We start from the raw sequence: 23208 nt of genomic DNA, 5'->3' as shown, positions 1-23208 counted from the left end.
CGGCAACGGTGACAGGGAAGGTGTGCCACGGGAACACGTTGACAAGCGGTTCACCTGAACCGGCGATCCGTCGGGGGTGACCGCGATCACCTGGTTCCGTTGTCACGCCGCGTCCTCCCGTTTCGTCGGGTTCGCGGGAGCATCGGGAATCCGGAGGAGTGACGGTGAAGGTCGCGGTTGTGGGAGCGAACGGGCGGATCGGCGCGGTCGTGGTCGACGTCCTGGGGCGGCGGGGGCACGACGTGGTGCCGATCGCCCGTTCGGCCGGGGTGGACGTCTACACCGGCGAAGGGCTCGCGGCGGCGTTGGCCGGCGTGGAGGTCGTGGTGGACGCGGTGAACGTGTCGTCGCAGGACACCGACGTGGTGGTGGACTTCTTCGGCACGTCCGCGCGCAACCTCCAGCGGGAGGGCGCGGCGGCGGGGGTGCGGCGGATCGTGCTGGTCTCGATCATCGGCATCGACCCGTTCACCTCCGGCCACTACGCCGGGAAGCTCGCGCAGGAGCGGGCGCTGGCGGAGGGGCGGGTGCCGGTGCGGGTCGTGCGGGCGGCGCAGTTCCACGAGTTCCCCGGCATGGTGCTGGAGTGGACCACCGAGGGCGACGTGGCCCGCGTGCCGGAGGTGCGCGCGCAACTGGTCTCGTCCCGCGCGGTGGCCGAGAAGGTGGTCGAAGCAGTGCTGGTGGAGGACGTGCCGGCGCTGGTCGACATCGCCGGGCCGGAGGAGTTCCGGCTGGTCGACGCGGTGCGCCTGCTCGTCGAGCGGCGGGGCGCGGCAATGCGGGTCGAGGAGGTGCCCGCCGGGGACGACCCGGACCAGGCGCGGTTGGCGGCCGGCGCTCTGCTCCCCGGGCCGGACGCCGTGATCGCCGGCGAGTCCTTCGGCGAGTGGCTGGACGAGCGCTACCCGGCCGGGTGACCGGGGGGTGGGACGTGCGAATCGCTCGGTACAATCGGGACGAGTGTCCCGGTTAGCCGTGTCAGCCGTCGGAGGGCGTGGTGGAACGACCGTTGCGCGCCGACGCGCGGCGCAACCGGGCTCGGGTGCTGGAGGTCGCGGCGCACGTGTTCGCGACCGAGGGCTTGTCGGTGCCGGTGCACGAGATCGCGCGGCGCGCGGGCGTCGGCACCGGGACCGTCAGCCGGCACTTCCCCACGAAGGACGACCTGGTCACCGCCGTGCTGCGGACCCTCACGGCGGACCTGGTGGCCGAGGCCGACGCCCTGGCCGCGAGCGAGGACCCGGGTGGCGCGTTCTTCGCGTTCCTCGGGTCCCTGGTGCGGTCGGGCGCGGCGCACCGCGGGCTGGCGCGGGAGCTGACCGGCGGGTGCGGGGAGCGGCGGGACGTCGAAGGGCGGACCCGCGCGCTGCTCGCCCGTGCCCAGGAGGCCGGGGCGGTCCGGCCGGACGTCTGCTACGCCGACGTGAAAGCGCTGCTGACCGGCTGCATGGTCCACGAAGGCGGGCCGCTGGAACCGGTGATCGGCGTGCTCCGCGACGGCCTGCGCCACACGACACCACCACGAGAGGACGACTCCGCATGACCGAGGAACGCCGCAACTTCAACCAGCAGATCGCCGCCGAGTTCCGCGCCAACAAGGGCGTGGTGGGCGGCCCGTTCGAGGGGCGAGACCTCCTGCTGCTCACCACGGTGGGCGCGAAGAGCGGCGAGCCGCGCCTCACGCCGCTGGTCTACACCCGCGACGGCGACCGCCTGGTGGTCGCGGCCTCGTACGCCGGCGCGCCGAAGAACCCGGCCTGGTACCACAACCTGCTGGCCGACCCGAAGGTGATCGTGGAGGTGGGGGAGGAGAAGTTCGAGGCCACCGCCTCGGTGGTCGAGGACCGCGCGGAACGCGACCGCCTCTACGCCGGCATGGTCGCGCACGCGCCCGGCTTCGCCGACTACGAGCAGAAGACCGATCGCCTGATCCCGGTCGTGGTCCTCGAACGCTGATCCCACCCCACGCCGCCGACTCCGGAGACTCGCGGTCCGGAGCCGGCCGGCAGTGGGGTGCGACGGTGTCAGCGCGAGCTGCCGTCGGCGAGCCCGGTAGCCGGCCTCACGGGCGCAGGCCGTCGACGGTGAAGCGCACCAACCGTTCGGACCGCTCGGCCGAGGTGTGCTCGCGCAGCCACGCCGCCGCGTTGATCAACGCGAACACGTCCGCCCCGGTGACCTCCGCGCGGATCGCGCCGGCTTCCCGCGCGGTGGTCACGAACGCCTGGCTCGCGTCGGTCATCCGGTGGCAGGCGTCGGCCAGTTCCGAGGCGGTGTCGTCGGCGCCGCCGGTCAGTTCCGCGGCCAGGCCCCGGTAGGTCGCGGCGTGGGCGACCACCGCCTCGATCCACCGTTCCAGCGCCTGCGCGGGCGGCACGGTCTCCCGCAGGTGCCCGGCCAGCGCGAGCAGCGCTTCGTGCCGGTCGTGCAGGAGCGCGCCGATCAGCGCGCGCCGGGTGGGGAAGTGGCCGTAGAGGGTGCCGATCGCGACTCCGGCCCGGCGCGCCACGGCCTCCAGGGACGCCGTGGTGCCGTGTTCACCGAATGCCGCGTCCGCCGCGGCCAGGAGGCGCTCGCGGTTGCGGCGGGCGTCGGCACGACGTTTCTCGGGCTGGGGCATTGACGTCCACTCCAAGTCGAGGCACCCTCGATCTAGTAGGTCGAGGTGCCCTCGAGTTTAACTGGAGTGGTGAGGATGATCCTGGTCACCGGTGCCACCGGCACCATCGGTCGGTCTCTCGTGGGAGAGCTGACCGGTCGCGGCGTGCCGTTCCGGGCTTTGGTGCGCAGCGCGGCCAAGGGCGCGGAGCTGGGCTGTGACCACGTCGTCGGCGACTTCGACGACCCGGACTCGATCACCGCCGCGCTGACCGGCGTCGACCGGCTGTTCCTCAACAGCACCGGTGTGACCGCCGGGCCGGGGGAGCAGCCCATCGCCCGCCGGCAGCGCACGGTGATCGACGCGGCCGTCCGGGCCGGCGTGTCGGCCGTGGTCAAGGTGTCGGTCTGGAAGCCCCGCCACGGCGGCAAGCTCGCCCTGGGCGCGCACTGGGAGGCCGAGCGGCACCTGCGCGCCTCCGGGCTGGACTGGGCGGTGCTCCAGCCCACCGGCTTCATGCAGAACTTCGTCACCGGCGCCGCCCTGGTCACCGAGGACGGCGACATCCTCGGCGCGTACGGCGACGCGGGCGTGGCCTACGTCGACTGCCGCGACATCGCCGCCGTCGCCGCCGAACTGCTCACCGGCACCCGCTGGAACGAGGACTTCGCGCTCACCGGCCCCGAGGCGATCGACCACCGCCACATCGCCGCCCGGCTCTCCGCCGTGACCGGCCGCACCATCCGCTACGTCGACCTGCCGCCCGACGAGTTGGCCGCCCGGCTCACCGGCCAGGGCCTGCCCGCCGACTTCGCGGCCGACATCGCCGAGCTGTTCGCCGAGGTCGGCGCCGGCGCGCAGGACACCACGACCACCACCGTGCGGGACGTGACCGGCCGCGACCCCCGCACGTTCGAGCGGTTCCTCGCCGACCACGCGGACCTGCTCGCCGTGCGGGGCACCGAAGCGGCGAGCAGGTCCACCGGTCAGTCACTTGTGCAGGACTCCTGACCAGCGTGGGTGGGGGAGCGGCACCCGTGCCGCCGCGTCACCGGCGGATCAGCAGGCGGCCTTCGCCAGCATCGACGTCAGGAGCGGGCTCATCGAGGCGGTGGTGCGGCCGGTCCACGACACCGTGATCCGGCGGGTGGTGTCCTCGCTCTGGAAGCTCACCACGTTGTAGCCGGGGACTCCGCCGCCGTGCCCGTACATCGACTGCCGGCACCGGTCGAAGTACGCGTGCTCCATGCCCAGGCCGTTCGCCTTCATCTTCGCCAACTCCGGGTCGCGCAGCAGCCGCCCGTCCAACAGCCCGGTGTAGAAGCGGTTCAAGTCCGCTGTGGTCGAGACGATCTCGCCCGCCGCGCCGAACAGCGTCGGGTTGACGGCGGTGTACTCCACGGTCCTCCCGCCGGCCACCACGTGGCCGCGCGCGTGCGGCCCCGTCACGAACGGGAACGCCCCCGGGACCCGGGTGTCGGCCAACCCCAGCGGTCGCAGGATCCGCCGCTCCACCTCGTGCCGGTGCGAACGGCCGGTCACCTTCTCGATGACCAGGCCGAGCAGCACGTAATCGGTGTTGGTGTACCCGAACTTCCCGGGCGGTTCGGGATCCGCGACCCGCAGGGCGGTGCGGACCAGCTCCTCCGGCGTCCACGTCCGCCACCGCTGGAGCGGCACGCCGTCGGTGTCCAGCAACGCCAGGCCGTACTCCGGCAACCCGCTGGTGTGGCCCACCAGGTCCTGCACGGTGATCCGCCCCGGCGGCAGCAGACCCGGCACCAGTCGTTGCACGCTGTCGGTCAACGCCACCCGGCCCTCGTCGACCAGTTGCAGAACCACGGTCGCGGTGAACGACTTGGTGACGCTCCCGGCCCGGAACCGCCCGTCCACCGGCGGCCGCGGCCCACCCGCCTCCGTCACGCCGGCGCTGCCGCGCCACAGCCCCGCGCCGTCCCGCACCTCGGCGGTGACCCCGACCGCGCCCTCCGCCACCAGGCCGTCCAGCATGGACTGCCAGGACGACGGGGCGGCCGACGCGACCCCCGCACCCGAGACCGCCAGCGCCGCCACGACGACCACGCCGAGCATCGTTGATTTCACGATAATCCCCTCCACGCAACGCGAATCCGTCGCTCCAGCCTCACCGCCGGCGAGCGTCGGCGAAACCACCCGGGGGACTAGGGGATCGGGCTCGCCGGGATCGGGGAAGACACCCAGCCGGCTCAGGGACGTGCCGCGCACTTCGGCGCACCGACCGGTCGGCGGTGGAAGTGTCCCGCGTGCGCACGCGGGACACTCCCGCCGGGTCAGACCGCGGCGAACTGCGCCGAGTACAGCCGCTGGTACGCGCCGTCCAGGGCGATCAGCTCCTCGTGCGTGCCCTGCTCGACGATCCGGCCCGACTCCATCACCAGGATCAAATCGGCGTCGCGGATCGTGGACAGCCGGTGGGCGATGACGAAGCTGGTGCGCGACGAGCGCAGCGCGGCCATCGCGTGCTGCACCAGCGACTCGGTGCGGGTGTCCACCGAACTGGTCGCCTCGTCCAGGATCAGCAGCGACGGGTCGGCCAGGAACGCGCGCGCGATGGTGATCAGCTGCTTCTCGCCCGCGCTGACGTTCGAGCCCTCCTCGTCGATCACCGTGTCGTAGCCGTCCGGCAGGGTCCGGACGAACCGGTCCACGTAGGTCGCCCGCGCCGCGGCCAGCACCTGCTCCTCGGTCGCGTCCGGGTTGCCGTAGGCGATGTTGTCCCGGATCGTGCCGCCGAACAGCCAGGTGTCCTGCAGCACCATGCCGGTCTGGGCCCGCAGGTCCTGGCGGCGCAGCGCGGTGATGTCCACGCCGTCGAGGGTGATCCGGCCGGCGTCGAGCTCGTAGAACCGCATGATCAGGTTGACCAGCGTCGTCTTGCCGGCACCGGTCGGGCCGACGATCGCGATGGTGTGGCCGGGTTCGGCCACCAGCGACAGGTCCCGGATCAGCGGCTGCTCCGGCTTGTAGGAGAACGCCACGTCGTGGAACTCCACCCGGCCGCGCCGTTCGCCGGGCACCGCGGCCTGCGCCGGGTCCGGTTCCTCCTCCTCGGCGTCGAGCAGCTCGAACACCCGCTCGGCGGAGGCCACGCCGGACTGCATCAGGTTCGCCATCGACGCCACCTGGGTCAGCGGCTGCGCGAACTGGCGCGAGTACTGGATGAACGCCTGCACCTCGCCCAGCGACATCGCGCCGGAGGTGATTCGCAGACCGCCCACCACGGCCACCGCCACGTAGCTGATGTTGGACAGGAACATCATCACCGGCATGATCAGGCCGGAGATGAACTGCGCCCCCAGCGACGACTCCAGCAGCTCGTCGTTGCGGCGGCGGAACTCCTCCTCGGACTCGCGCTGCCGGCCGAACACCTTGACCAGCTGGTGGCCGGTGAAGGACTCCTCGATGTGCGCGTTGAGCTGCCCGGTGTGCTTCCACTGGGCGATGAACAGCTTCTGCGACCGCTTGCGGATCCGGCTGGTGGCGATCACCGACAGCGGGATCAGGGCCAGCGCGATCAGCGCCAGCAGCGGCGAGATGGTCACCATCATCACCAGCACGCCGATCACCGTCAGCAGCGAGGTGAGCAGCTGGCTCAGCGTCTGCTGGAGGGTGGTCGAGACGTTGTCGATGTCGTTGGTGACCCGGGAGAGCAGCTCGCCGCGCGGCTGCCCGTCGAAGTAGCGCAGCGGCAGCCGGTGCAGCTTGTCCTCGACCTCGGCGCGCAGCCGGTAGACGAACCGCTGCACCACCTTGTTGAGGATCCGCCCCTGCACCCAGCCGAACGCCGAGGACGCCAGGTACAGGCCGGAGACCCAGCCGAGCGCCTCGCCCAGGGCGGTGAAGTCGATGCCGCCGGGCTGCCCGCCGACCCGCCGCAGCACGCCGTCGAAGATGATGTCGGTGGCGTACCCGAGGATCTTCGGGCCCGCCACGGCGAACGCGACGCTGATCACGCCGAGGGCGAGCACCGCCGACAGCGCGGCCCGCTCCCCGCTCATCCGGCGGACCAGTCGTTTCGCCGACGGCCCGAAGTTCTCGGCCTTGCCCATCGGGATGCCCGCGCCGGGGAAGCCGCCGCCCATCCGGGCGGGGGTGGGCCGGTTCGTGGTGGGTGCGCTCATGCGGCCTGCTCCGAACTGAGCTGCGACTGGACGATCTCCACGTAGGTGGGGCACGTGTCCAGCAGTTCCTGGTGGGTGCCGACGCCGACCACGGACCCGTTGTCCAGGACCACGATCCGCTCGGCGTCGATGATGGTGGACACGCGCTGCGCGACGACGATCACCACCGACTTGGCGGTGTGCGGCCGCAGCGCGGCGCGCAGCCGGGCGTCGGTGGCCAGGTCGAGCGCGGAGAACGCGTCGTCGAACAGGTAGACGTCCGGCCGGCGGACCAGGGCCCGCGCGATGGACAGCCGCTGCCGCTGGCCGCCCGAGACGTTCGTGCCGCCCTGGGCGATGCTCGACTCCAGCCCGCCCATCTGCTCCACGAAGTCGCGCGCCTGGGCGATCTCCAGCGCCGACCACAGCTCGTCGTCGGTCGCGTCCGGCTTGCCGTAGCGCAGGTTGCTCGCGACCGTGCCGGTGAACAGGTACGGCCGCTGCGGCACCAGGCCGAGCCGGTCGCACAGCACGTCCGGGGCGAGTTCGCGCACGTCCGCGCCGTTGACCAGGACCTCGCCGCCGGTGACGTCGATCAGCCGGGGTACCAGCGAGAGCAGCGTGGTCTTGCCCGCGCCGGTGCTGCCGATGATCGCGGTGGTGCGGCCGGCCTCGGCGCGGAAGGAGATGTCGCGCAGCACCGGTTCGGCCGCGCCCGGGTAGCGGAACTCGGCGTGCCGGAACTCCACGGCGGCCGTCCCGGGCAGTTCGCGCACCGGGGCGAGCGGCGGGGTCACCGAGGAGTCGGTGTCGAGCACCTCGTTGATCCGCTCCGCGCAGACCGAGGCGCGCGGCACCATCATGGAGATGAAGGTGGCCATCATGACCGACATCAGGATCTGCATCAGGTAGCTGAGGAACGCGGTCAGCGCGCCGATCTGCATCTCCCCGGTGTCCAGCCGCTGCGCCCCGAACCACATGACGGCGACGCTGGAGCCGTTGAACATCAGCATGACGACCGGGAAGATCAGCGCCTGCAGCCGGCCGACCTTGAGCGCGGTGTCGGTGAGCGCGGCGTTGGCGTCGGCGAACCGCCTGGTCTCGGCCGGTTCGCGGACGAACGCCCGGACCACCCGGATGCCGGAGAGCTGCTCGCGCAGCACCCGGTTGACCGCGTCGATGCGCTCCTGCATGAGCCGGAACTGCGGCACCATGCGGATCACGATCAGACCGATCCCGATGATCATGGCCGGCACGCACACCGCGAGCAGCCAGGACAGCCCGACGTCCTCGCGCAGCGCCATCACGATGCCCGCCGCGCACATGATCGGCGCGGTGACCAGGATCGTGCACACCATCACCACCAGCAGCTGAACCTGCTGCACGTCGTTGGTGGTGCGGGTGATCAGCGAGGACGGGCCGAACGCGTTGACCTCGCGGGCGGAGAACTCGCCCACCCGGTGGAACACGGCCGAGCGCACGTCCCGGCCGAACGCCATGGCCGTGCGGGCGCTGTAGAAGACCGCGCCGGCGGAGCACCCGATCTGCACCAGCGTGACCCCGAGCATCCACCCGCCGGTGGCCAGGATGTAGTCGTTGTCGCCGCGGGCGATGCCGAAGTCGATGATGTCGGCGTTGAGGCTGGGCAGGTAGAGCGACGCGACGGTGCCGACGCACTGGAGCACCAGCACGATGATCAGCTCACGCCGGTACGGACGGAGGTATGTCCGGAGTAGGCGGTTTAGCAACGTTTCCCCCATAAGATACGTGCCGTGTCTTACGGTGGGGCACGGTAGACCTGTCGAATAAGAAACGCAACGTATCTTAGGAGTAGGGTGTCGGAGCCGAAGTCGCGCCGCCGCGGGGCGGAACTGGAACAGGCCATCCTCGACGCCGCCTGGGCCGAACTGAGCGAACTCGGCTACGCCCGGTTCACCGTGGAAGGCGTCGCGGCGCGGGCCGGCACCAGCAAGCCCGTCCTGTACCGCCGTTGGAAGAACCGGGCCGAACTCGCCCTGGCCGCGTGGAACCAGCGGGTTCCGGCGGCCAAGGGCGTGCCCGACACCGGGTCGTTGCGCACCGACATGCTAGCCGTGTTCGACCGCATCGCGTTGCGGACCGGGAGCATGATGAGCGGGATGATCGCCGGCGTGATGGCCGAGGCGTTCCGCCACCCCGAGGTCGCCGAACTGCTCCGCTCGCGCCTGACCCAGCCCTCGCCGCTGACCGAGGCGGTCCGCACGGTCGTGGACCGGGCCGTGCGGCGCGGCGAGCTGCCGCCGGTCGAGGTGCCGCTGCGGGCGCTGCGCGCGCCGCTGGACCTGGTGCGCAACGAGTACTTCATGTGCGGCCAGACGCTGGACGAGACGACCATCGCCGAGCTGGTGGACGAGGTCTACCTGCCCCTGCTGCGCGGGCTGCGGGCCGGTTGACGAGCCGCTTGACGAGCCGGTTGCGCGGGATTCAAGAATTTCTCAAGCGGTGTGCCGCACAGTTCTCGCGGGCCGTGCGCGGCCCGGACACCGGCGGCCGGGGGAGGGTCGTCCAGTCCGCGGCGGGGCTCGGTCGAGCCGGTGCACCCCAGGCACCCTGGCTCCCGACCCCGCCGCACCACACCCCGTCCCGCGGGACGCCGGCCCCGCCGCTGGTGGGCGCGCCGAGCCCGGATGTGGCCCTCGACGTCGGCGACGGGGCCGGGTCAGGACTGGAACGGGATCACGTAAGCGATGAAGCCCCGGTTCTCGGCCACCTGGTCGTAGAGCCGGCGCGCGGTGTGGTTGTCCTCTTTGGTGTGCCAGTACAGGCGCGAGCACTCGTGGGCGCGGGCCCACTCCTCGACCGCGTCGATCAGCGCCCGCCCCACGCCCCGGCCGCGCGCTCCCGGCGAGGTGAACAGGTCCTGGAGGTAGCAGGCGTCCGGTGAGGTGGTGCTGGGGTGCACCAGGAAGTGGGCGATGCCGACCAGTGCGCCGTCCAGCCGGGCGCCCAGCGCGTGCATCCGGTGTCCCAGGTGGAACTCCCGCCAGGCGCGCTCCAGGGCGTCGGGCGGCAGCGCGCGGCCGTAGAACTCGTTGTAGCCGAGGAAGAGTTCGGCCCAGGCGGGACGGTCGTCCGGCTCCAGCGGTCCGACACCGATCATGCGGACACCCTACGGGTTGTGCGGTCCCGGGGGAACGATCTTGACCTACGCTGGCCCCGACGAAACCCATGGTGTGCAGGGGAGAGCGAGCGATGGCCCACTCGGCGCAGGAACTGCTCGACAAGATCCGGAAGGAAGTCGCGGACGAGCACGGGGTGAACCGGTTCATCCCGCTGATCGCGCGCGGCGAGGTGCCGTTGCCGGTGATCGGCGCGCTGGCCGCCGAGGAGAGCCGGATCGTGCCGGCGGACTGGCGCAGCTTCCTCACCCTGGCCTCCCGGGCGGACGAGCCCGCCGGGCGCGGGTTCTTCACCAGCCTGTCCCAGGGCGAGGCCCTCGCCCTGCCGCTGCTGCCCCCGCTCGCCGCGGCGGCCGGGTTCGACGAGGTCGCCGTGCGCGCCTACCGGCCCCGGCCGGGGTGCCAGGCGTACGCGGCCTACGTGGCGTGGCTGGCGCTCAACGCGGAACCGGCGGTCGCGGCGGTGGCCATGCTGACCAACTTCGCGGCGTTCGGCGAGTACTGCGCGGCGATCGCCGAGGCGCTGCGCGAGCACTACGGCTTCGACGAGGACGCCCGCGCGTTCTTCGACTTCTTCGGCACGCCCGCGCCCGAGCTGGCGCAGCAGGGACTGGCGGCGGTGCAGGCCGGGATCGACGCCGGGGTGTCCTTCCGCGGCGCGGTCGAACTGGTTCGCCTGCTCCAGGGCTACGAGCTGATGTTCTGGAACACCCTGGCCGACCTGAGCGCGCGCTAGCCGGCCACCCGGCCGGCGGCCGGCGAGTCGATCCGGCCCGCCGCGTGCAGGTCGAGGAACAGGTCCACGACGTCCGGGTCGTAGCGCGAGCCGCGCCCGGCCCGGAGCTCGTCGCGGGCCGCCTCGACCGACAGCGCCCGGCGGTGCGGGCGGTCGGTCAGCATCGCCGCCCACACGTCGCACACCGCGACCAGCCGGGCCTCCCAGCGGATCGCGCCGCCCACCAGGCCCTGCGGGTAGCCGCTGCCGTCGTAGCGCTCGTGGTGCTGCCGGATCGCCCGCGCCACCGGGAAGAACCCCGGCACCGTGTCGGCCAGCCGGAAGCCGTGGTCGGCGTGCGCGCGCATCAGCTGCCACTCCTGGCCGTCCAGCGCGGACGGCTTGGTCAGCACCGCGTCCGGGACGACGATCTTGCCGATGTCGTGCAGCCGGCCCGCCAGGCCCGCGACCTTCACCGCGTGCTCGTCGTGGCCCAGCTCGGCGGCCAGCAGGCGGGTCCACCGGCCCACCGCGCGGCTGTTGTGCGGCGCGGACAGCTTCAGGTCGACCTGGTCGGCGACCCGGCACAGGTGCTCCAGCATCACCGGGTCGGACTCCGGGCGGACCGCGCCGACCACCGCCCGGTCCCGGCCCGAGACCTTGGCCGCGTACAGCGAGCGGTCCGCGGCGGCGATCACCTCGGCCGGGTCGCCCGCGTGCTCGGGGTAGCAGGCCGCGCCGATCGACACCGTCGCCGCGAGCCACACCGAGTCGGTCACCTCGATCGGGCTGCCCGCCACGCTGTCGCGCAGCCGCTGCGCGATGGCGGCCAGCTCGGCCGGGCTCGCGCCGGGCACCAGCAGGGCGAACTCCTCGCCGCCGTAGCGCGCCACCACGTCACCGGCCCGCGCCGCGCGGCGCAGCCGGTCGGCGATCTCCACCAGCGCCTGGTCGCCCGCCGGGTGGCCGTGCCCGTCGTTGATGGACTTGAACCGGTCGACGTCGGCGATGAACACCGCCACCGACCCGCCCGCGCGCCGGGCCCGCTCGACCTCGATCGGCAGTTGGGCGACGAAGAACCGCCGGGTGTGCAGGCCGGTCAGCGCGTCGGTGATGGCCAGCCGCCGCTGGTCCGCGACCAGCACCGCCAACCGGGCGATCACCAGCACGAACAGCATCGCGCACGCGGCGGCGACCACCGGGATGTCGTGGGTGTTCCCGGTGGCGTGCCGCACGACCAGCATCGCGGGCGCGGTCAGGGCGGCGGCGCACAGCGCGGCGATCCGGCCGGGCCCCAGCACGTCCTCCCGCACCGCCGTGGGCTCGGCGACCGCCGACCGGGTCGGGTGCAGCGCCGCCGCGCCCAGCGCCAGGTTGCCGCCCAGCCAGATGGCGTCGAGGAAGTTGCCCGCGTGGTAGGTGCCGTTGAGCTGCTGCACCACGTAGAGCGTGTCGGCGGTGAGGATGGCCAGCAGGTTCGTCGCGAGCAGCGCGAACGAGCCGGAGCGCTTGCCGGTGCCCAGGAACAGCCGGATCGCCACGGCGAGCAGCGCCAGGTCCATCACCGGGTAGGCGACCGACGCCGCGGTCACCAGCACCGGCTGGTCGAGCCTGGCGCGAGGGCCGATCAGGTAGAGCCAGGACAGCATCGCGGCGACGACCGCCAGCACAGAGGCGTCCAGCGCGCTCTGCACGTCGCGGCCGGGCGTGCGGCGGCGGATGAGCAGCAGCAGCGCGGCCACCGCCAGCGGGTAGTGCCCCAGGTAGAACACGTCGGCCAGGGACGGGTAGCCGGTCAGGCCGAGCAGGTAGTGGTTGACGTAGAAGGTGCAGTCGGCGATCGAGTAGACGACCTGGCTCAACCCGAGCAGCAGCCACGGCAGGCGCGCGCCGGTGCGCAGGCGCAGCGCGGTCCACAGCACGACGACGGCGGCCGACGTGCTGGTCAGGCAGTACATGATCACGCGGGCGGCGACCCCGAAGCCCTCCCGGGGGATCGCGTAGTAGCAGGCGATCGCCACCAGCCCGGCGGTGAGGTAGCCGAGCCAGGCCCTGCCCGAGGTCGGGCGGGGGCCGTTCGCACTCATCGATGAACTCCGCGTGTCGCCTGGGTGGTGGTGGTCGGCCTGGAGCGGCAGGGGCGGCGTCCACCGTCGTTGGATCATGCCGTACCCACGCGATGCGGGGAAAGCCGGTCGACTGGTCCATTCGTGTTAACCAGCCGGGATCCGATTGCCCGCTGTAATGGCATTCGCGCTGGTCCACCGGGCGCAGGGGGCGAATTCTACGAAGCCTCCTCATATTGCCGCGTGAATTCCGGGCCGCCGGGAAAGCGGCTGATCTTCCGGTGGAATATTCCGCTCTATAACTTCAGTGTAGAATGAAGTGAATTACGGGTTGTGGGCCCGACGACCCCAGGCGTTCAACTCGGACAAGCGGCCGTGAGGAGGGCTCACGGCCGCCTGCGGGCGTCAGGGCAGCACGGGGATCAGGTGACGGGCGCGCCGAACCAGCGGGAGAGGTGCTCGTCCAGGTCCTGCTGGTCGTGGCCGACCCAGGCGACGTGGCCGTCCGGGCGGAGCAGGACGCACGGGACGTCCAGTGCCGCAGTGGCGTCGGGGAGGTGGTCGACCCGGTCCGACCAACCGCCGGTGGTCAGGCGTTCGGTGCGGTCCAGCAGCAGGCCCCGGCCGTGGTGCAGCAGGTCGTAGAGGCGGCCCTGCTTCACGTCGAGGTCGGGCAGGCGGCGGCCGAGCAGGTCGTGGCCCGCGCCGAAGTCGTAGCGGATGCCGATCGCGGTGATCTTCTCGAGCAGGTGGCGGTTCACCTCGTTGAAGTCCATCAGCTCGGTGAGCAGCCGGCGCACGGCCTGCGCGCCCGGTTCGGGCGACAGCAGTTCCGCCTGGGCGCGGGTGTTGTCCAGCACGTCCTCGGCCACCGGGTGGCGTTCGGCCTGGTAGGTGTCCAGCAGGGTCTCCGGCGCCCAGCCCCGGACCTGTGCGGCCAGCTTCCAGCCGAGGTTGACCGCGTCCTGGACGCCCAGGTTGAGGCCCTGCCCGCCGATCGGCGGGTGGATGTGGGCCGCGTCGCCGGCCAGCAGCACCCGCCCGACCCGGTACCGCTCGGCCAGCCGGGTGGCGTCCCCGAAGCGGGACAACCAGCGCGGCGAGTGCACCCCGAAGTCCGTTCCGGCGACGGCCCGCAGTTGCCGCTTGAAGTCTTCGAGGGTGGGCGGTTCCGTGCGGTCGCCGACGCTGGCGGCGGGGACCACGACGCGGTACACCCCCTGGCCGAAGGGGGCGAGGCTGAACGCCTTGTCGGTCTGGTGGATCTCGGCGACCTTGGCGGCGATCTCCTCGTGCGGCACGCCCACTCCCATCTCGCCCATCAGCGTCTCGTTGCGCGTGGGCTCGCCGGGGAAGCCGACGCCGAGCAGCTTGCGCACCGTGCTGCGCCCGCCGTCGCAGCCGACGAGGAAGCGCGCTCGCAGGCGTTCGCCGTCGGCCAGTTCGACGGTCACGCCCTCGTCGTCCTGCTCGAACCCGGCCACGGTGCTGCCGTGCCGTATCTGCGCACCCAGGTGGGTCGCGTGTTGTTCGAGGGCGTCCACGACGACGGGCTGCGGGATGCCCAGCAGGTAGTTGTGCGCGGAGTCCACGCCCTGCGGCGCGGGTTTGGCGATGGCGGCGAAGAACCCGGCGGCCGGCCGCTGCCTGCCCTGCCCGACGAGGCGCTCCAGCAGTCCGCGCATCGCCATCAGTTCGAGGCTGCGCATGTGCAGGCCGACGATCCGGACGAACGAGGCGGGCTCGGTCTCCTTCTCCAGCACGAGGACCCGCACGTCGTGCAGGCGCAGCTCGGCGGCCAGCATCGCGCCGGTCGGCCCGCACCCGGCGATGATCACGTCGAAGGCGAGGGGCGGGCGGTCGGTCTCACTCGCTGCGGAGTCGCGCTTGGTCCCCGTGGGGTTGGGCCCGGTGGGGTTGGGCCCGGTGGAGTTGGGCTCGGTGGAGTTGGGCTCGGTGGAGTCGTGCGCGACCGTGTCGTCCGACGACGGTTCGGCGGTGACCTGTGGAGGGTTCATCAGCTGTTGCCTTCCGGGAGTGCCCTGTTGTCGAGGCGCTCCCGGCGACACCTACATCGATCACCCGACCGTGACGGCAGGGGGGAGCACCCACATCGCTGCTGCGTTCATGGGTCTCACCTCCTCGGGCCGTGTCACGGTCGGCAGCAAGCTACAAGATCGCCAACGGCCGCGTCGAATCCTTTTCCCGTCAACGTGATCACGACGAGCAGGGCGCCGGCCGTGCCGGGGGTGAACTGCCCGGCCGGCGCGGCGCGTCACGCGGTCGTGGCGTCCTGGACGGGGCGGAGGATGACGCGGCCGATGATCTCGACCAGGAAGGCGGCGGCCGCGCCGATGGCGGCACCGACGACCAGGCGCTGCGGTGTCACGTCGAGCAGGAAGATGCCGTTGCCCAGCACCGGGATGGCGAGGATGAGCGCGAACGCGCCGGCCAGCGCGGCGATGAGGGCGATCTTCCACGCGGTGAACGGGCGGGCCAGCAGGGACAGCGTCCACAGCGAGGCGATGGCGACCACGATCGTGGCGACGGTCTGGGCGGCCGTCCGGCCCGCGGTGGGCTCCAGACCCCGGATGGTGAGGTACCCGGCGAACGCGGCCAGGCCGATCACCGCGCCGGTGGGCACCGCGAGCCGGAGCACCCGGCCGAGGAAGCCCGGGACGTAGCGGCGGCTGTTGGGCGCAAGGGCGAGGATGAAGCCCGGGATGCCGATGGTGACCGCCGAGATCAGGGTGAGCTGGATCGGGGCCAGCGGGTAGGCCAGCGAGGTGGCGACCACGATCAGCGCGAGGACCAGCGAGTAGACGTTCTTGACCAGGAACAGGTTCGCGGCCCGTTCGATGTTGGCGATCACCCGGCGGCCTTCGGCGACGACGTCGGGCAGGTGCGCGAACCGGCTGTCGAGCAGGACGAGTTGGGCGACCGCGCGGGTCGCGGCGGCCCCGTTGCCCATGGCGACGCCGATGTCGGCGTCCTTGAGCGCCATGGCGTCGTTGACGCCGTCGCCGGTCATCGCGACGACGTGGCCGCGGCGTTGCAGCGCGCCGACGATGGCGCGTTTCTGCTGCGGTGTCACGCGGCCGAAGACGGCGTTGTGCTCCAGGACGTCGGCGAGTTCGTCGGGGTCCTCGGGCAGGGTGCGGGCGTCGACGGCCTCGGTGGCGTGGCTGATGCCCGGCAGCCCGACCTGGACGGCGACCGCGCCGACCGTGCGCGGGTTGTCGCCGGAGATGACCTTGAGCGCGACGCCCTGCTCGGTGAAGTAGCGCAGGGTGTCGGCGGCGTCGTCGCGGACGTGCTCGGCGAGCACCACCAGCGCGCGGGCGGTGAGGTCGGCGGGCAGGTCGGTGCCGGTGGCGGGGGCGGTGGTGTGGGCCAGGACCAGGACGCGGCGGCCTTCGCCGGCGATGTCGGCGGCGGTGGCCAGCAGCGGGTTGTCGCCGGCGTCGGGGAAGACCATCTCGGGCGCGCCGAGCACCCACGTCCCGTGGTCCTCGGCGACGACGGCGGACCACTTGCGGGCCGAGGAGAACGGGATGCCGCCGGCGTTGCGCCAGGTCGGGTCGGTGAACTCGGCGGCCAGCGCGCTGGAGGTCGCATTGGCGTCGGGAGCCGCCGCGCACAGCGCGAGCGCCTCGCGAACCTCCCGGTCCTCCTGGCTACCGCCGTCGTTGCTGTCACCGTCCTTGCTGCCGCTGCCGCTGCCGCTGCCGCCGTCGCCCTTGCCGCTGTCGCTCTCGTGGCTGTTGCCCTTGCCGCTGTCCTTGTTGTTGCTGTCCTTCGCTGTGACCAGGCGGTCGAAGACGATGTCGCCGTGCGTGAGGGTGCCGGTCTTGTCCAGGCACACCGTGTCGACGCGCGCGAGCACCTCGACCGCTGGCAGCTCCTGGACGAGGGTTTCCTTGCGCGCCAACGACATGGCGGCGATCATGAACGCGAGACTGGTCAGCAGCACGAGACCTTCGGGGACCATGCCGACCAGTGCGGCGACCGCGCCCGTGGCGGCGTCCTGCCAGCCTTCGGTGTCCGGGACGCGGAACTGGCTCCACAGCAGCAGCGGTGCGACGACGAGCATCATCAACGAGATCCAGCGCAGCAGCTTGTTCGTGCCGGCGACCAGCTCCGAGCGCACGACGGTGAACTGGCGGGCCTCGGCGGTGAGCCGGGTGGCGTAGGCGTCCGCGCCGACGTGGGTGGCCTGGAACCGGCCGGTGCCGGCGACCACGATCGAACCGGAGCGCACCTCGTCGCCGACGGTTTTGTGGATCGGGTCGGACTCGCCGGTGAGCAGCGATTCGTCGATCTCCAGCCCGGTCGACCCGGTGACCGTGCCGTCGGCCACGACCTGGTCGCCGGTGCGCAGCTCGATCAGGTCGTCGGCGACGACGCCGGCCACCTCGATCTCGGAGGTCGTGCCGTCGCGGACGACCCGGGCGTGCGGCGCGTTGAGCACGGCGAGCCGGTCGAGGGTGCGCTTGGCGCGCAGCTCCTGGAACACGCCGATGGCCGTGTTGGCGACGATCACCAGCCCGAACAGCCCGTTCTGCCAACGTCCGGTGGTGAGGATGACGATGAACAGCGCGAGCAGCAGGCCGTTGAACGGGGTGACGACGTTGGCCCGGATGATCTGGGCCGTGCTGCGGCTGGTCTGCGCGCCGACCGCGTTCGTGCGCCCGTCGGCGACCCGTTCGGCGACCTGAGCGCTCGTCAGACCCCCTTCCCGGGCGTCTGCTGTGACCAGCACGGAGCTCTCGGACATCCCCACCTCCACCAGTTCCGAGGGCCATCCTGCCCTCGGGGAGGTGATCGCGCCCGGCCGGGTGCGCGTGTCGCCAACCGCCCCCGGTGACTTCGGGGTCCACCGCGCGCGCAGGCGTCGCCGGACGTCAACGGCATGCGGCGACAGCAGAAGACGATGCCCGGTACGGGCTGCGGCGGACGATGGCACGAGGCGCGCACGGCTGCACGTCGATCCCCGTCGGATCGGCGGTGCCGACGGGCCTCACACACCCGTCCCCACCCGTTGGCCCGCAGATGGCCCCTGCCCGCAGACGGCCCCTGCCCGTGCGCACGCTCGCTGACTGCGCGCAGCGGCTGTCGCGCGTGGCGGCTGCCTGCGCGTGGCGGCTATCGCGCGTGGCGGGCAACCAGGCCGGGTGATCGCGGAGTGGGTCCCTGTGTCGGCGGGGGCCTGTGGGGTGGGGGCTGTGGGGTGGGCTGGTGGGGGTGGCGTCAGGGTGGGGGCTTGGGGTTCATGGTCTGGTGGGGTTCGAGGCGGTCGGTATTCAAACCGAGTGACGGGAACAGTGTTTCCGTACGTATTTTGAGGTTCTTCACCCGATCGGGTGTCACCGCAGGTCGGCGACTGCTGCGGCGGCGTTGTCGGTGCCGCCCGAGTCCAGTGCGGCGGCTACCAGGAGGCGGGCGGCTTCGGCCGGGTCGCCCACCGAAGCGGCGATGCGGGCGATGTCCTCGGCGTCGAGTTGGTGATGGACGCCGTTGGTCAGCAGCACCAGGCGGCCTGCGCCGGGCGGGCCCGCCGCGTAGCCCGGTACGCCCTTGCGCGCCGTGGTGGTGACTACCCGGTCGAGGCTCGGGTTCGCGTTCACCCCACGTTCCCTGAGGTACTGGCCGATCGTGTGGTCCGCGGTGAGCAGGACCGCAGGTCCGTGGCCCGCCGGGGTGTCCGGGACCAAGGGGACGAAGTACGCGCGGCAGTCGCCCACCCAGGTCACCGACCAGCCGTGGTGGCGGTCGCCCGCCGCCACCACGTACGTCGTGTCGCCGGAACGGGCGTCCGAGGGCGGTGCCGGACGAGCGACCCGGGATGGGATGACTGCGGTTGCCTCGTCGGGGAGCCTGCTGATGGGCACGGTCGGCGTCGCGCGGTCCAAGGCGTGGCGGACGGCGGGCGGGACCCCCATGACGTCGGCACCCCACGCCTCGTCGGCGGCGACCTCCACGGCCAGACGGGCGGCCTGCACGGCTTCCGGGATGTCGCCGATGCCGTCGGCCACGGCGATCGCGAACCTGCCGGTCGCCGTGGCGGTGCGTGCGGTGGCGGCGTCGGCGGCCACCCGCCGCCGGCCCTGGGCGGTGGCCCAGCCGGTGGTCGGGACGTCGGGACGGACCAGGTGGTCGAGGACGGTCATGGCGGCCCTCCGATGCGCGGAGTCGGTGCTCTGACCTCGATGGTCCGTTCGGATGCTGAGGGCAGCCTGTGAGTTCCCTGTCAGTCGCCCTTGGTTTCCCGCGATCATGCTCCGGTGGACCTCCTGGCCCTGGACGGACGTGTCGGGCACGTCGCCGGTATCGAGTCGTTGACGGTCGACGGCCGCCGGTACTACTTCGCGTTCGACCACGGCAGCTACCTGGTCGTCTCGCCGCTGACCGACGACCCCGCCGACGCGGACTTCAACTCCGCCGCCCTGCGCGCCGGCCCGCCCGGCTACCACCTGCGCTACCTGCCGGGCGCGGCGAGCGGCTGGGACGGCTCGCTGCTCGACCGCGCCACCCGAACCGGCGCCACCCGGACCGGCGCCACCCGAACCGGCGCAGCCTGGCCCCGCACCGCCTGGTCCTGGGGAGCCTCGCCCCAGGCCGGGTCTGACGTCGAGCACGACCGGAATCAGGCGTGCTCGACGGCCATCGCTCCAGTCGCGTCATCGAGCGCGTCATCGGTCGCGTCATCGGTCGCGTCCTCGGAGGCCGTCTCGTCGGAGGCCACCGTCGTGTCCGGAGTGGACGGGCGGTGGGGCGTGCCGGGGTCGGTGCCGATGGCGGCCCACAGCTCGCGTGCGATGCGGCGTGCCTTGGGTTCGCCCACGGCGCGCGCCCCGAACGGGCACGGCCGGTCCACCACCTCGTCCACCAGTTCCACCGCTACGGCCGACGGCTCGGCCCCGGCGCGGGCGCTGACCTCGTGCAGCAGCGCCCACGCGGTGTCGGCGTCGGTGCGGCAGCGGGCCATCACGATGCCCTTCGCCTGGTCCACCAGGGCCCGGTGGTGCAGCACTGCCAGCACCCGCCCGGTGCGCTCCTCGGTGCCCGCCGACGCGGACACGGTCGCGATCGCCGACGCCACCAGCCGTTCGTACCGGGACAGGACGTCCAGCGTCGCGTCGTCGGCCGGCCGGTTGCCGTAGGCGGTGAGCACGACCAGGCCGCCGTTGTCCCGCAGTCCCGGCAGCGCCGTCGCGCCGCGCACCTCGCGCAGCGCGGCGCGGCGACGGGGGAACATCCGGCACGCCCGGTCCAGGTCGAGCCCCGGCCACCGCTCGTCGCGCCACAGGTCGGCGCTGACCACGGGCTTGCCGCCGGCGGCGGCGTCCCGGGTCGGCCCGCCGCGCACCCGGGACTGCACGTCCTCCAGCGCGCCGCCCACGCCGTGCTCGGCGAGCACCACCGGCCGGTGGTGCGGCCGGGACGGGTACAGCACGGCGACGTCCGCGCCCACCAGGCCGGGCACCGCGCCGCGCAGGCCGCGCACCACCGCCCCCAGCACGTCGTCCAGCCGGAACGAGTCCATGGTTCCTCCTTCGGGTAGCGACGCCCCGACCTGCCGCCCCGGGCCTCCGGGTGGCGCTTCGACCCCTCGGGTGACGCCTCGACACGTACCGTCCCGGTCCGCGCACCTCCGCGCCTCGCCCACGGCGGGTGACTGACCGAACGCGGCCCGTGGCGGGGACCTCGTCGTCCCGCCGGCCGCGGTGCCCCTCAGAGGAGGCCGCGCTGCCGGGCCACGAGCACGGCGTCGCGCCGCTGGCTGACGCCCAACTTGCGGTAGATGCCGCGCAGGTGGGTCTTCACGGTGTTGACCGACACGTACATCGAGTCGGCGATCTCCTCGGTGGTGCGCATCGACGGCAGTTCCACCAGCAGATCCAGTTCGCGGTTGGTCAGCGGGTCGACGTGCCCGGACGCCTGCGCGGGCAGCGCGGGCATCACCGCGCCCGCGAACCGGTCCAGCCGCCCGAACCGGCCGACGCCCACGCCGAGCAGGTCGCGCACCGGCGCACCCGCGTTGACGAACGGCCGCACAACGCCGATCGGCTCGGCCAGGGCGAGCGCCTTGGCCAGCGCCTCGTGCGCCCGGTGCCGGTCGCCCGCCCGGTCCACCAGCACCGCCTCCAGCAGCCACGCCTCGACCGGCGTGGTGGCCGCGACGGTCCGCAGCTCTCCGCGCAGCAACGGTTCCAGCAGCCGGCGGGCCTGCCCGGAGCGGGCCCGGTGGGCCTGCACGACCGCCTGCAACAGGGCGGTCTCGCCGCCCGCGCCCAGCGCGGCGGACGCCCGTTCGGCGAGTTCGACGGCCCACCCGAGTTCCCCGACCCGCAACGCCATCCGCTGCGCGGTGGGCGCGACGTAGGCCAGCAGGGGAGCGGCCACCGACCGGTCGTCGACCGCGCCCCACTGGCCGCGCAGCTTGGCCACCACGGCGTGCGGGTCGTCGGCGTCGTCGAACGACACCACCGCGTGCAGGCTGGCCGCCGCTAACGCGGTGGTGGTGTCGGCGCCCTCCGGCAGGTGGTCGACGGCCAACCGGGCGAACCGCTTCGCGCGTTCGCGGTCGTAGCGCAAGTGGCTGCGCAGCCCCAAGAGCACGTACGCCATCACCAGGGCGGGCCGGCCCGCCCAGTGCCGTTCGGCGGCGAACTCGACCGCGTGCCGCGCCCGCTCCTCGACCAGCGGCAGGTCGCCCCGGGCCGCCGCGATCACCGCCAAGTGGACCTGGCAGTGCAGCGCCGCGTAGTCCAACCCGCCGCGCAGCGCCAGGTCCAGCGCCCGCCGCAACCCCTCCTCGGCGGAGGTGTGCGCGCCTCGGCGCAGCGCGGCGACCCCGTGGCTGAGCAGCGCGAGCACGTCCAGGTCGGGGTCGCCGCTGCGGCCCATCGGCGGCCGGCCGGGCCCGTCCTGCGGTGTCGGCGGGTCCGGGAACCTGCCGCGCTGCACCAGGACCGCGCTGTGGAACGCCCGCAGCACCTCCGAGCGCAGCAGCCGGGGCGACTCGTCCATCCGCTCCAGCGCCCGGTCGGCGGCCGGCACGTCGCACTCCTCCAGCGCGGCGGTCGCGGCGACCAGGGCGACGCCGGGGCGGGCCGGCAGGTGGCCGGGCAGCCGGCCGAGCAGGTCGTGCAGCCGGTCGGCGTCGCCGCGCAGCACCACGCCCAGGCCGGTCTGCTCGACCAGGTCGCCCGCCAGGTCCCGGTGGTCGCCGGACAGGGCGTGCTCCAGCGCGGTCAGCGGCCGGCCGTGGTCGCGGTGCCACTCGGCGGCCACCCGGTGCAGCCGGCGCCGCGCCGACGGCCGGGTGCGGGCCAGCTCGCCGCCCAGGAACGCCCGCAGCACCGGGTGCACCCGGTACCACTGGCCGGGTTCGTCCACCCGGCTGACCAGGGCGTTGGCCCGGTCCAGCCGGTCGAGGATCTCGCCGGAGTCGCACCGGTCGGACAGCGCGGTCGCCAGGTCCGGGGTGACCGCGTCGCACACGCTGGTGGACAGCAGGAACCGGCGCACGTGCTCGGGGTGGTGGTCGAGCACCTCCTCGTTGAGGTAGTCCGCCACGGTCCGGTCGTCGGCGGGGAACGACGGGCGGCCCCGGGTGGTCAGCGACATCGCGGCCAGCCGCAGGCCGACCGCCCAGCCCTCGGTGTGCCGCAGCAGCACGTCCAGCTCGTCCGGCGCGAGCTCGATGTGGTGGTTGCCCAGCAGGACGGCCGCCTCCGCCGCGGTGAACGCCAGTTCCACGGCCTGCACCTCGCGCAGCCGGCCCTCGACGCGCAGCCGCGACAGGTGCAGCGGTGGCGGGGTGCGCGAGACGAGCACCAGCCGCAGCCGGTCGGGCGTGTGCCGGGCCAGCAGCGCCAGGCCGCGCACCGACTCCGGCCCGGTCAGCTCGTGGGCGTCGTCCAGCACCAGGCACACCGGGGTGGTGACGGTGTCGAACGCGGTGATCAGCGATTCCGGGAAGCCGTCGCCGGCGGGCGGCAGGCCGTGGCAGCCGGCGGCGGCCAGCGCCTCGCGGACCGCCGCCCACAGGTGCGCCGGGTCGTTGTCGTGCGCGTCCAGCGTCACCCACGCCGGGAACGGCGCGAGCGGGTCCGCCGCGCGGCGTTCGGCGAGTCTGCGGGCCCACAGTGCCAGCAGCGTCGTCTTGCCCGCACCCGCCGGCGCGCACACCACGGTCAGCGGCGGCGGGCGGTGCGCGGCCGAGGTGTGCTCGTCCAGCGCGTCGAGCAGCCGGTCGCGGGGGACGGGCGCTGGTGCGGTGGCGGGCGCCCGCAGCTTCGGCGGCGCGACCGGCGGCGAGGCCGGGTCCGCGTCGGGCGCTGCGGTGAGCTCGTGTTCCGGCATGGTCCTTCGTCTCCTGATTCGACGCTGCACCGCTGCCCGACGGCCCCGGGCCGACGACGATCGGTCCGGGGGGTTCCGGCACGGGGAACCCGGCGGTGCCAAGGGAAGTGGGGGCCGGTGGCCACGGTCGTGGCCCCGGAGCGGGCCGAGAGGGCGT

General features: G+C 73.1%; 17 protein-coding genes. 6 read left to right on the top strand and 11 right to left on the bottom strand.

Annotation, left to right across the window (positions count from 1 at the left end; all coding sequences use genetic code 11):
* Positions 1-164 precede the first annotated feature (164 nt).
* The 3 genes from BN6_RS21440 to BN6_RS21430 all read left to right on the top strand — a co-directional run bounded on the left by BN6_RS21440 (position 165) and on the right by BN6_RS21430 (position 1959).
* Positions 165-920 carry an SDR family oxidoreductase gene (locus BN6_RS21440; RefSeq protein ID WP_063641821.1) on the top strand — a complete coding sequence of 252 codons (756 nt, stop codon included), beginning with the start codon at positions 165-167 and terminating at the stop codon, positions 918-920.
* Between the two features lie 80 nt (positions 921-1000).
* The gene (locus tag BN6_RS21435) at positions 1001-1546 is read left to right on the top strand and encodes a TetR/AcrR family transcriptional regulator (RefSeq protein WP_197540168.1); all 546 of its coding nucleotides are present in this window, start codon (positions 1001-1003) and stop codon (positions 1544-1546) included.
* Complete coding sequence (locus BN6_RS21430) at positions 1543-1959, top strand: nitroreductase family deazaflavin-dependent oxidoreductase (protein WP_015101819.1); 417 nt, start codon at positions 1543-1545, stop codon at positions 1957-1959. The genes BN6_RS21435 and BN6_RS21430 overlap by 4 nt, the downstream gene beginning before the upstream one ends.
* A gap of 106 nt (positions 1960-2065) precedes the next feature.
* Here BN6_RS21430 and BN6_RS21425 read toward each other — a convergent pair whose 3' ends face one another.
* Entirely contained in the window at positions 2066-2623 is a 558-nt protein-coding gene (locus tag BN6_RS21425) for a TetR/AcrR family transcriptional regulator (protein ID WP_015101818.1), read from the bottom strand.
* A 75-nt stretch (positions 2624-2698) separates the two neighbouring features.
* Here BN6_RS21425 and BN6_RS21420 point away from each other — a divergent pair, with 75 nt between their 5' ends.
* Complete coding sequence (locus BN6_RS21420) at positions 2699-3613, top strand: SDR family oxidoreductase (RefSeq protein ID WP_015101817.1); 915 nt, start codon at positions 2699-2701, stop codon at positions 3611-3613.
* A gap of 48 nt (positions 3614-3661) precedes the next feature.
* On the opposite strand, the gene BN6_RS21415 is transcribed toward BN6_RS21420, so the two are convergent.
* The 3 genes from BN6_RS21415 to BN6_RS21405 form a co-directional block, all read right to left on the bottom strand.
* Positions 3662-4705, bottom strand: coding sequence for a serine hydrolase domain-containing protein (locus BN6_RS21415; protein ID WP_015101816.1), 1044 nt, complete (start codon positions 4703-4705; stop codon positions 3662-3664).
* Between the two features lie 206 nt (positions 4706-4911).
* On the bottom strand, positions 4912-6762 hold the full coding sequence (locus BN6_RS21410) for an ABC transporter ATP-binding protein (protein ID WP_015101815.1): 1851 nt from the start codon (positions 6760-6762) through the stop codon (positions 4912-4914).
* Positions 6759-8489, bottom strand: coding sequence for an ABC transporter ATP-binding protein (locus BN6_RS21405; protein ID WP_041317605.1), 1731 nt, complete (start codon positions 8487-8489; stop codon positions 6759-6761). Before BN6_RS21405 ends, BN6_RS21410 begins: the two co-directional genes overlap by 4 nt.
* Before the next feature lie 87 nt (positions 8490-8576).
* On the opposite strand from BN6_RS21405, the gene BN6_RS21400 reads away from it, so the two are divergent.
* Positions 8577-9173, top strand: a complete 597-nt coding sequence (locus tag BN6_RS21400) for a TetR/AcrR family transcriptional regulator (protein ID WP_015101813.1) — start codon at positions 8577-8579, stop codon at positions 9171-9173.
* A 266-nt stretch (positions 9174-9439) separates the two neighbouring features.
* On the opposite strand, the gene BN6_RS21395 is transcribed toward BN6_RS21400, so the two are convergent.
* Positions 9440-9880, bottom strand: a complete 441-nt coding sequence (locus tag BN6_RS21395; protein ID WP_015101812.1) for a GNAT family N-acetyltransferase — start codon at positions 9878-9880, stop codon at positions 9440-9442.
* Between the two features lie 92 nt (positions 9881-9972).
* Between BN6_RS21395 and BN6_RS21390 the strand changes: the two genes are divergently transcribed.
* Positions 9973-10635 carry a thiaminase II/PqqC family protein gene (locus tag BN6_RS21390; protein WP_015101811.1) on the top strand — a complete coding sequence of 221 codons (663 nt, stop codon included), beginning with the start codon at positions 9973-9975 and terminating at the stop codon, positions 10633-10635.
* Here BN6_RS21390 and BN6_RS21385 read toward each other — a convergent pair.
* The 6 genes from BN6_RS21385 to BN6_RS21360 form a co-directional block, all read right to left on the bottom strand.
* Positions 10632-12701: a diguanylate cyclase gene (locus BN6_RS21385; RefSeq protein ID WP_015101810.1), complete on the bottom strand. Its 2070-nt coding sequence runs from the start codon at positions 12699-12701 to the stop codon at positions 10632-10634. The two genes, BN6_RS21390 and BN6_RS21385, sit on opposite strands and share 4 nt — an antisense overlap.
* 401 nt (positions 12702-13102) lie before the next feature.
* Entirely contained in the window at positions 13103-14698 is a 1596-nt protein-coding gene (gene rox / locus BN6_RS21380; protein WP_041313534.1) for a rifampin monooxygenase, read from the bottom strand.
* Positions 14699-14955: 257 nt separating this feature from the next.
* Entirely contained in the window at positions 14956-17457 is a 2502-nt protein-coding gene (locus BN6_RS21375) for an HAD-IC family P-type ATPase (RefSeq protein WP_084672912.1), read from the bottom strand.
* Positions 17458-18046: 589 nt separating this feature from the next.
* Entirely contained in the window at positions 18047-18850 is an 804-nt protein-coding gene (locus BN6_RS21370) for a PP2C family protein-serine/threonine phosphatase (RefSeq protein WP_041313531.1), read from the bottom strand.
* A 476-nt stretch (positions 18851-19326) separates the two neighbouring features.
* Positions 19327-20226 (bottom strand): ANTAR domain-containing protein, encoded by a 900-nt coding sequence (locus BN6_RS21365; RefSeq protein WP_015101806.1) that lies wholly within the window; start codon positions 20224-20226, stop codon positions 19327-19329.
* A 188-nt stretch (positions 20227-20414) separates the two neighbouring features.
* Positions 20415-23051, bottom strand: a complete 2637-nt coding sequence (locus BN6_RS21360) for a LuxR C-terminal-related transcriptional regulator (protein ID WP_015101805.1) — start codon at positions 23049-23051, stop codon at positions 20415-20417.
* Positions 23052-23208: the final 157 nt, after the last annotated feature.

Origin of the sequence: Saccharothrix espanaensis DSM 44229 (assembly GCF_000328705.1) — a bacterium.
GTDB lineage: Bacteria > Actinomycetota > Actinomycetes > Mycobacteriales > Pseudonocardiaceae > Actinosynnema > Actinosynnema espanaense.
The sequence above is the reverse complement of the archived record's forward strand: the minus strand, read 5'-3'. Positions and strand labels throughout refer to the sequence as shown.

Excerpts from the sequence above, each read along its gene's own strand:
- BN6_RS21430 (WP_015101819.1), top strand. The coding sequence starts at position 1,543 with ATGACCGAGGAACGCCGCAACTTCAACCAGCAGATCGCCGCCGAGTTC.
- BN6_RS21425 (WP_015101818.1), bottom strand. The coding sequence starts at position 2,623 with ATGCCCCAGCCCGAGAAACGTCGTGCCGACGCCCGCCGCAACCGCGAG.
- BN6_RS21420 (WP_015101817.1), top strand. The coding sequence starts at position 2,699 with ATGATCCTGGTCACCGGTGCCACCGGCACCATCGGTCGGTCTCTCGTG.
- BN6_RS21410 (WP_015101815.1), bottom strand. The coding sequence starts at position 6,762 with ATGAGCGCACCCACCACGAACCGGCCCACCCCCGCCCGGATGGGCGGC.
- BN6_RS21395 (WP_015101812.1), bottom strand. The coding sequence starts at position 9,880 with ATGATCGGTGTCGGACCGCTGGAGCCGGACGACCGTCCCGCCTGGGCC.
- BN6_RS21390 (WP_015101811.1), top strand. The coding sequence starts at position 9,973 with ATGGCCCACTCGGCGCAGGAACTGCTCGACAAGATCCGGAAGGAAGTC.
- BN6_RS21385 (WP_015101810.1), bottom strand. The coding sequence starts at position 12,701 with ATGAGTGCGAACGGCCCCCGCCCGACCTCGGGCAGGGCCTGGCTCGGC.
- rox (WP_041313534.1), bottom strand. The coding sequence starts at position 14,698 with ATGAACCCTCCACAGGTCACCGCCGAACCGTCGTCGGACGACACGGTC.
- BN6_RS21375 (WP_084672912.1), bottom strand. The coding sequence starts at position 17,457 with ATGTCCGAGAGCTCCGTGCTGGTCACAGCAGACGCCCGGGAAGGGGGT.
- BN6_RS21370 (WP_041313531.1), bottom strand. The coding sequence starts at position 18,850 with ATGACCGTCCTCGACCACCTGGTCCGTCCCGACGTCCCGACCACCGGC.
- BN6_RS21365 (WP_015101806.1), bottom strand. The coding sequence starts at position 20,226 with ATGGACTCGTTCCGGCTGGACGACGTGCTGGGGGCGGTGGTGCGCGGC.
- BN6_RS21360 (WP_015101805.1), bottom strand. The coding sequence starts at position 23,051 with ATGCCGGAACACGAGCTCACCGCAGCGCCCGACGCGGACCCGGCCTCG.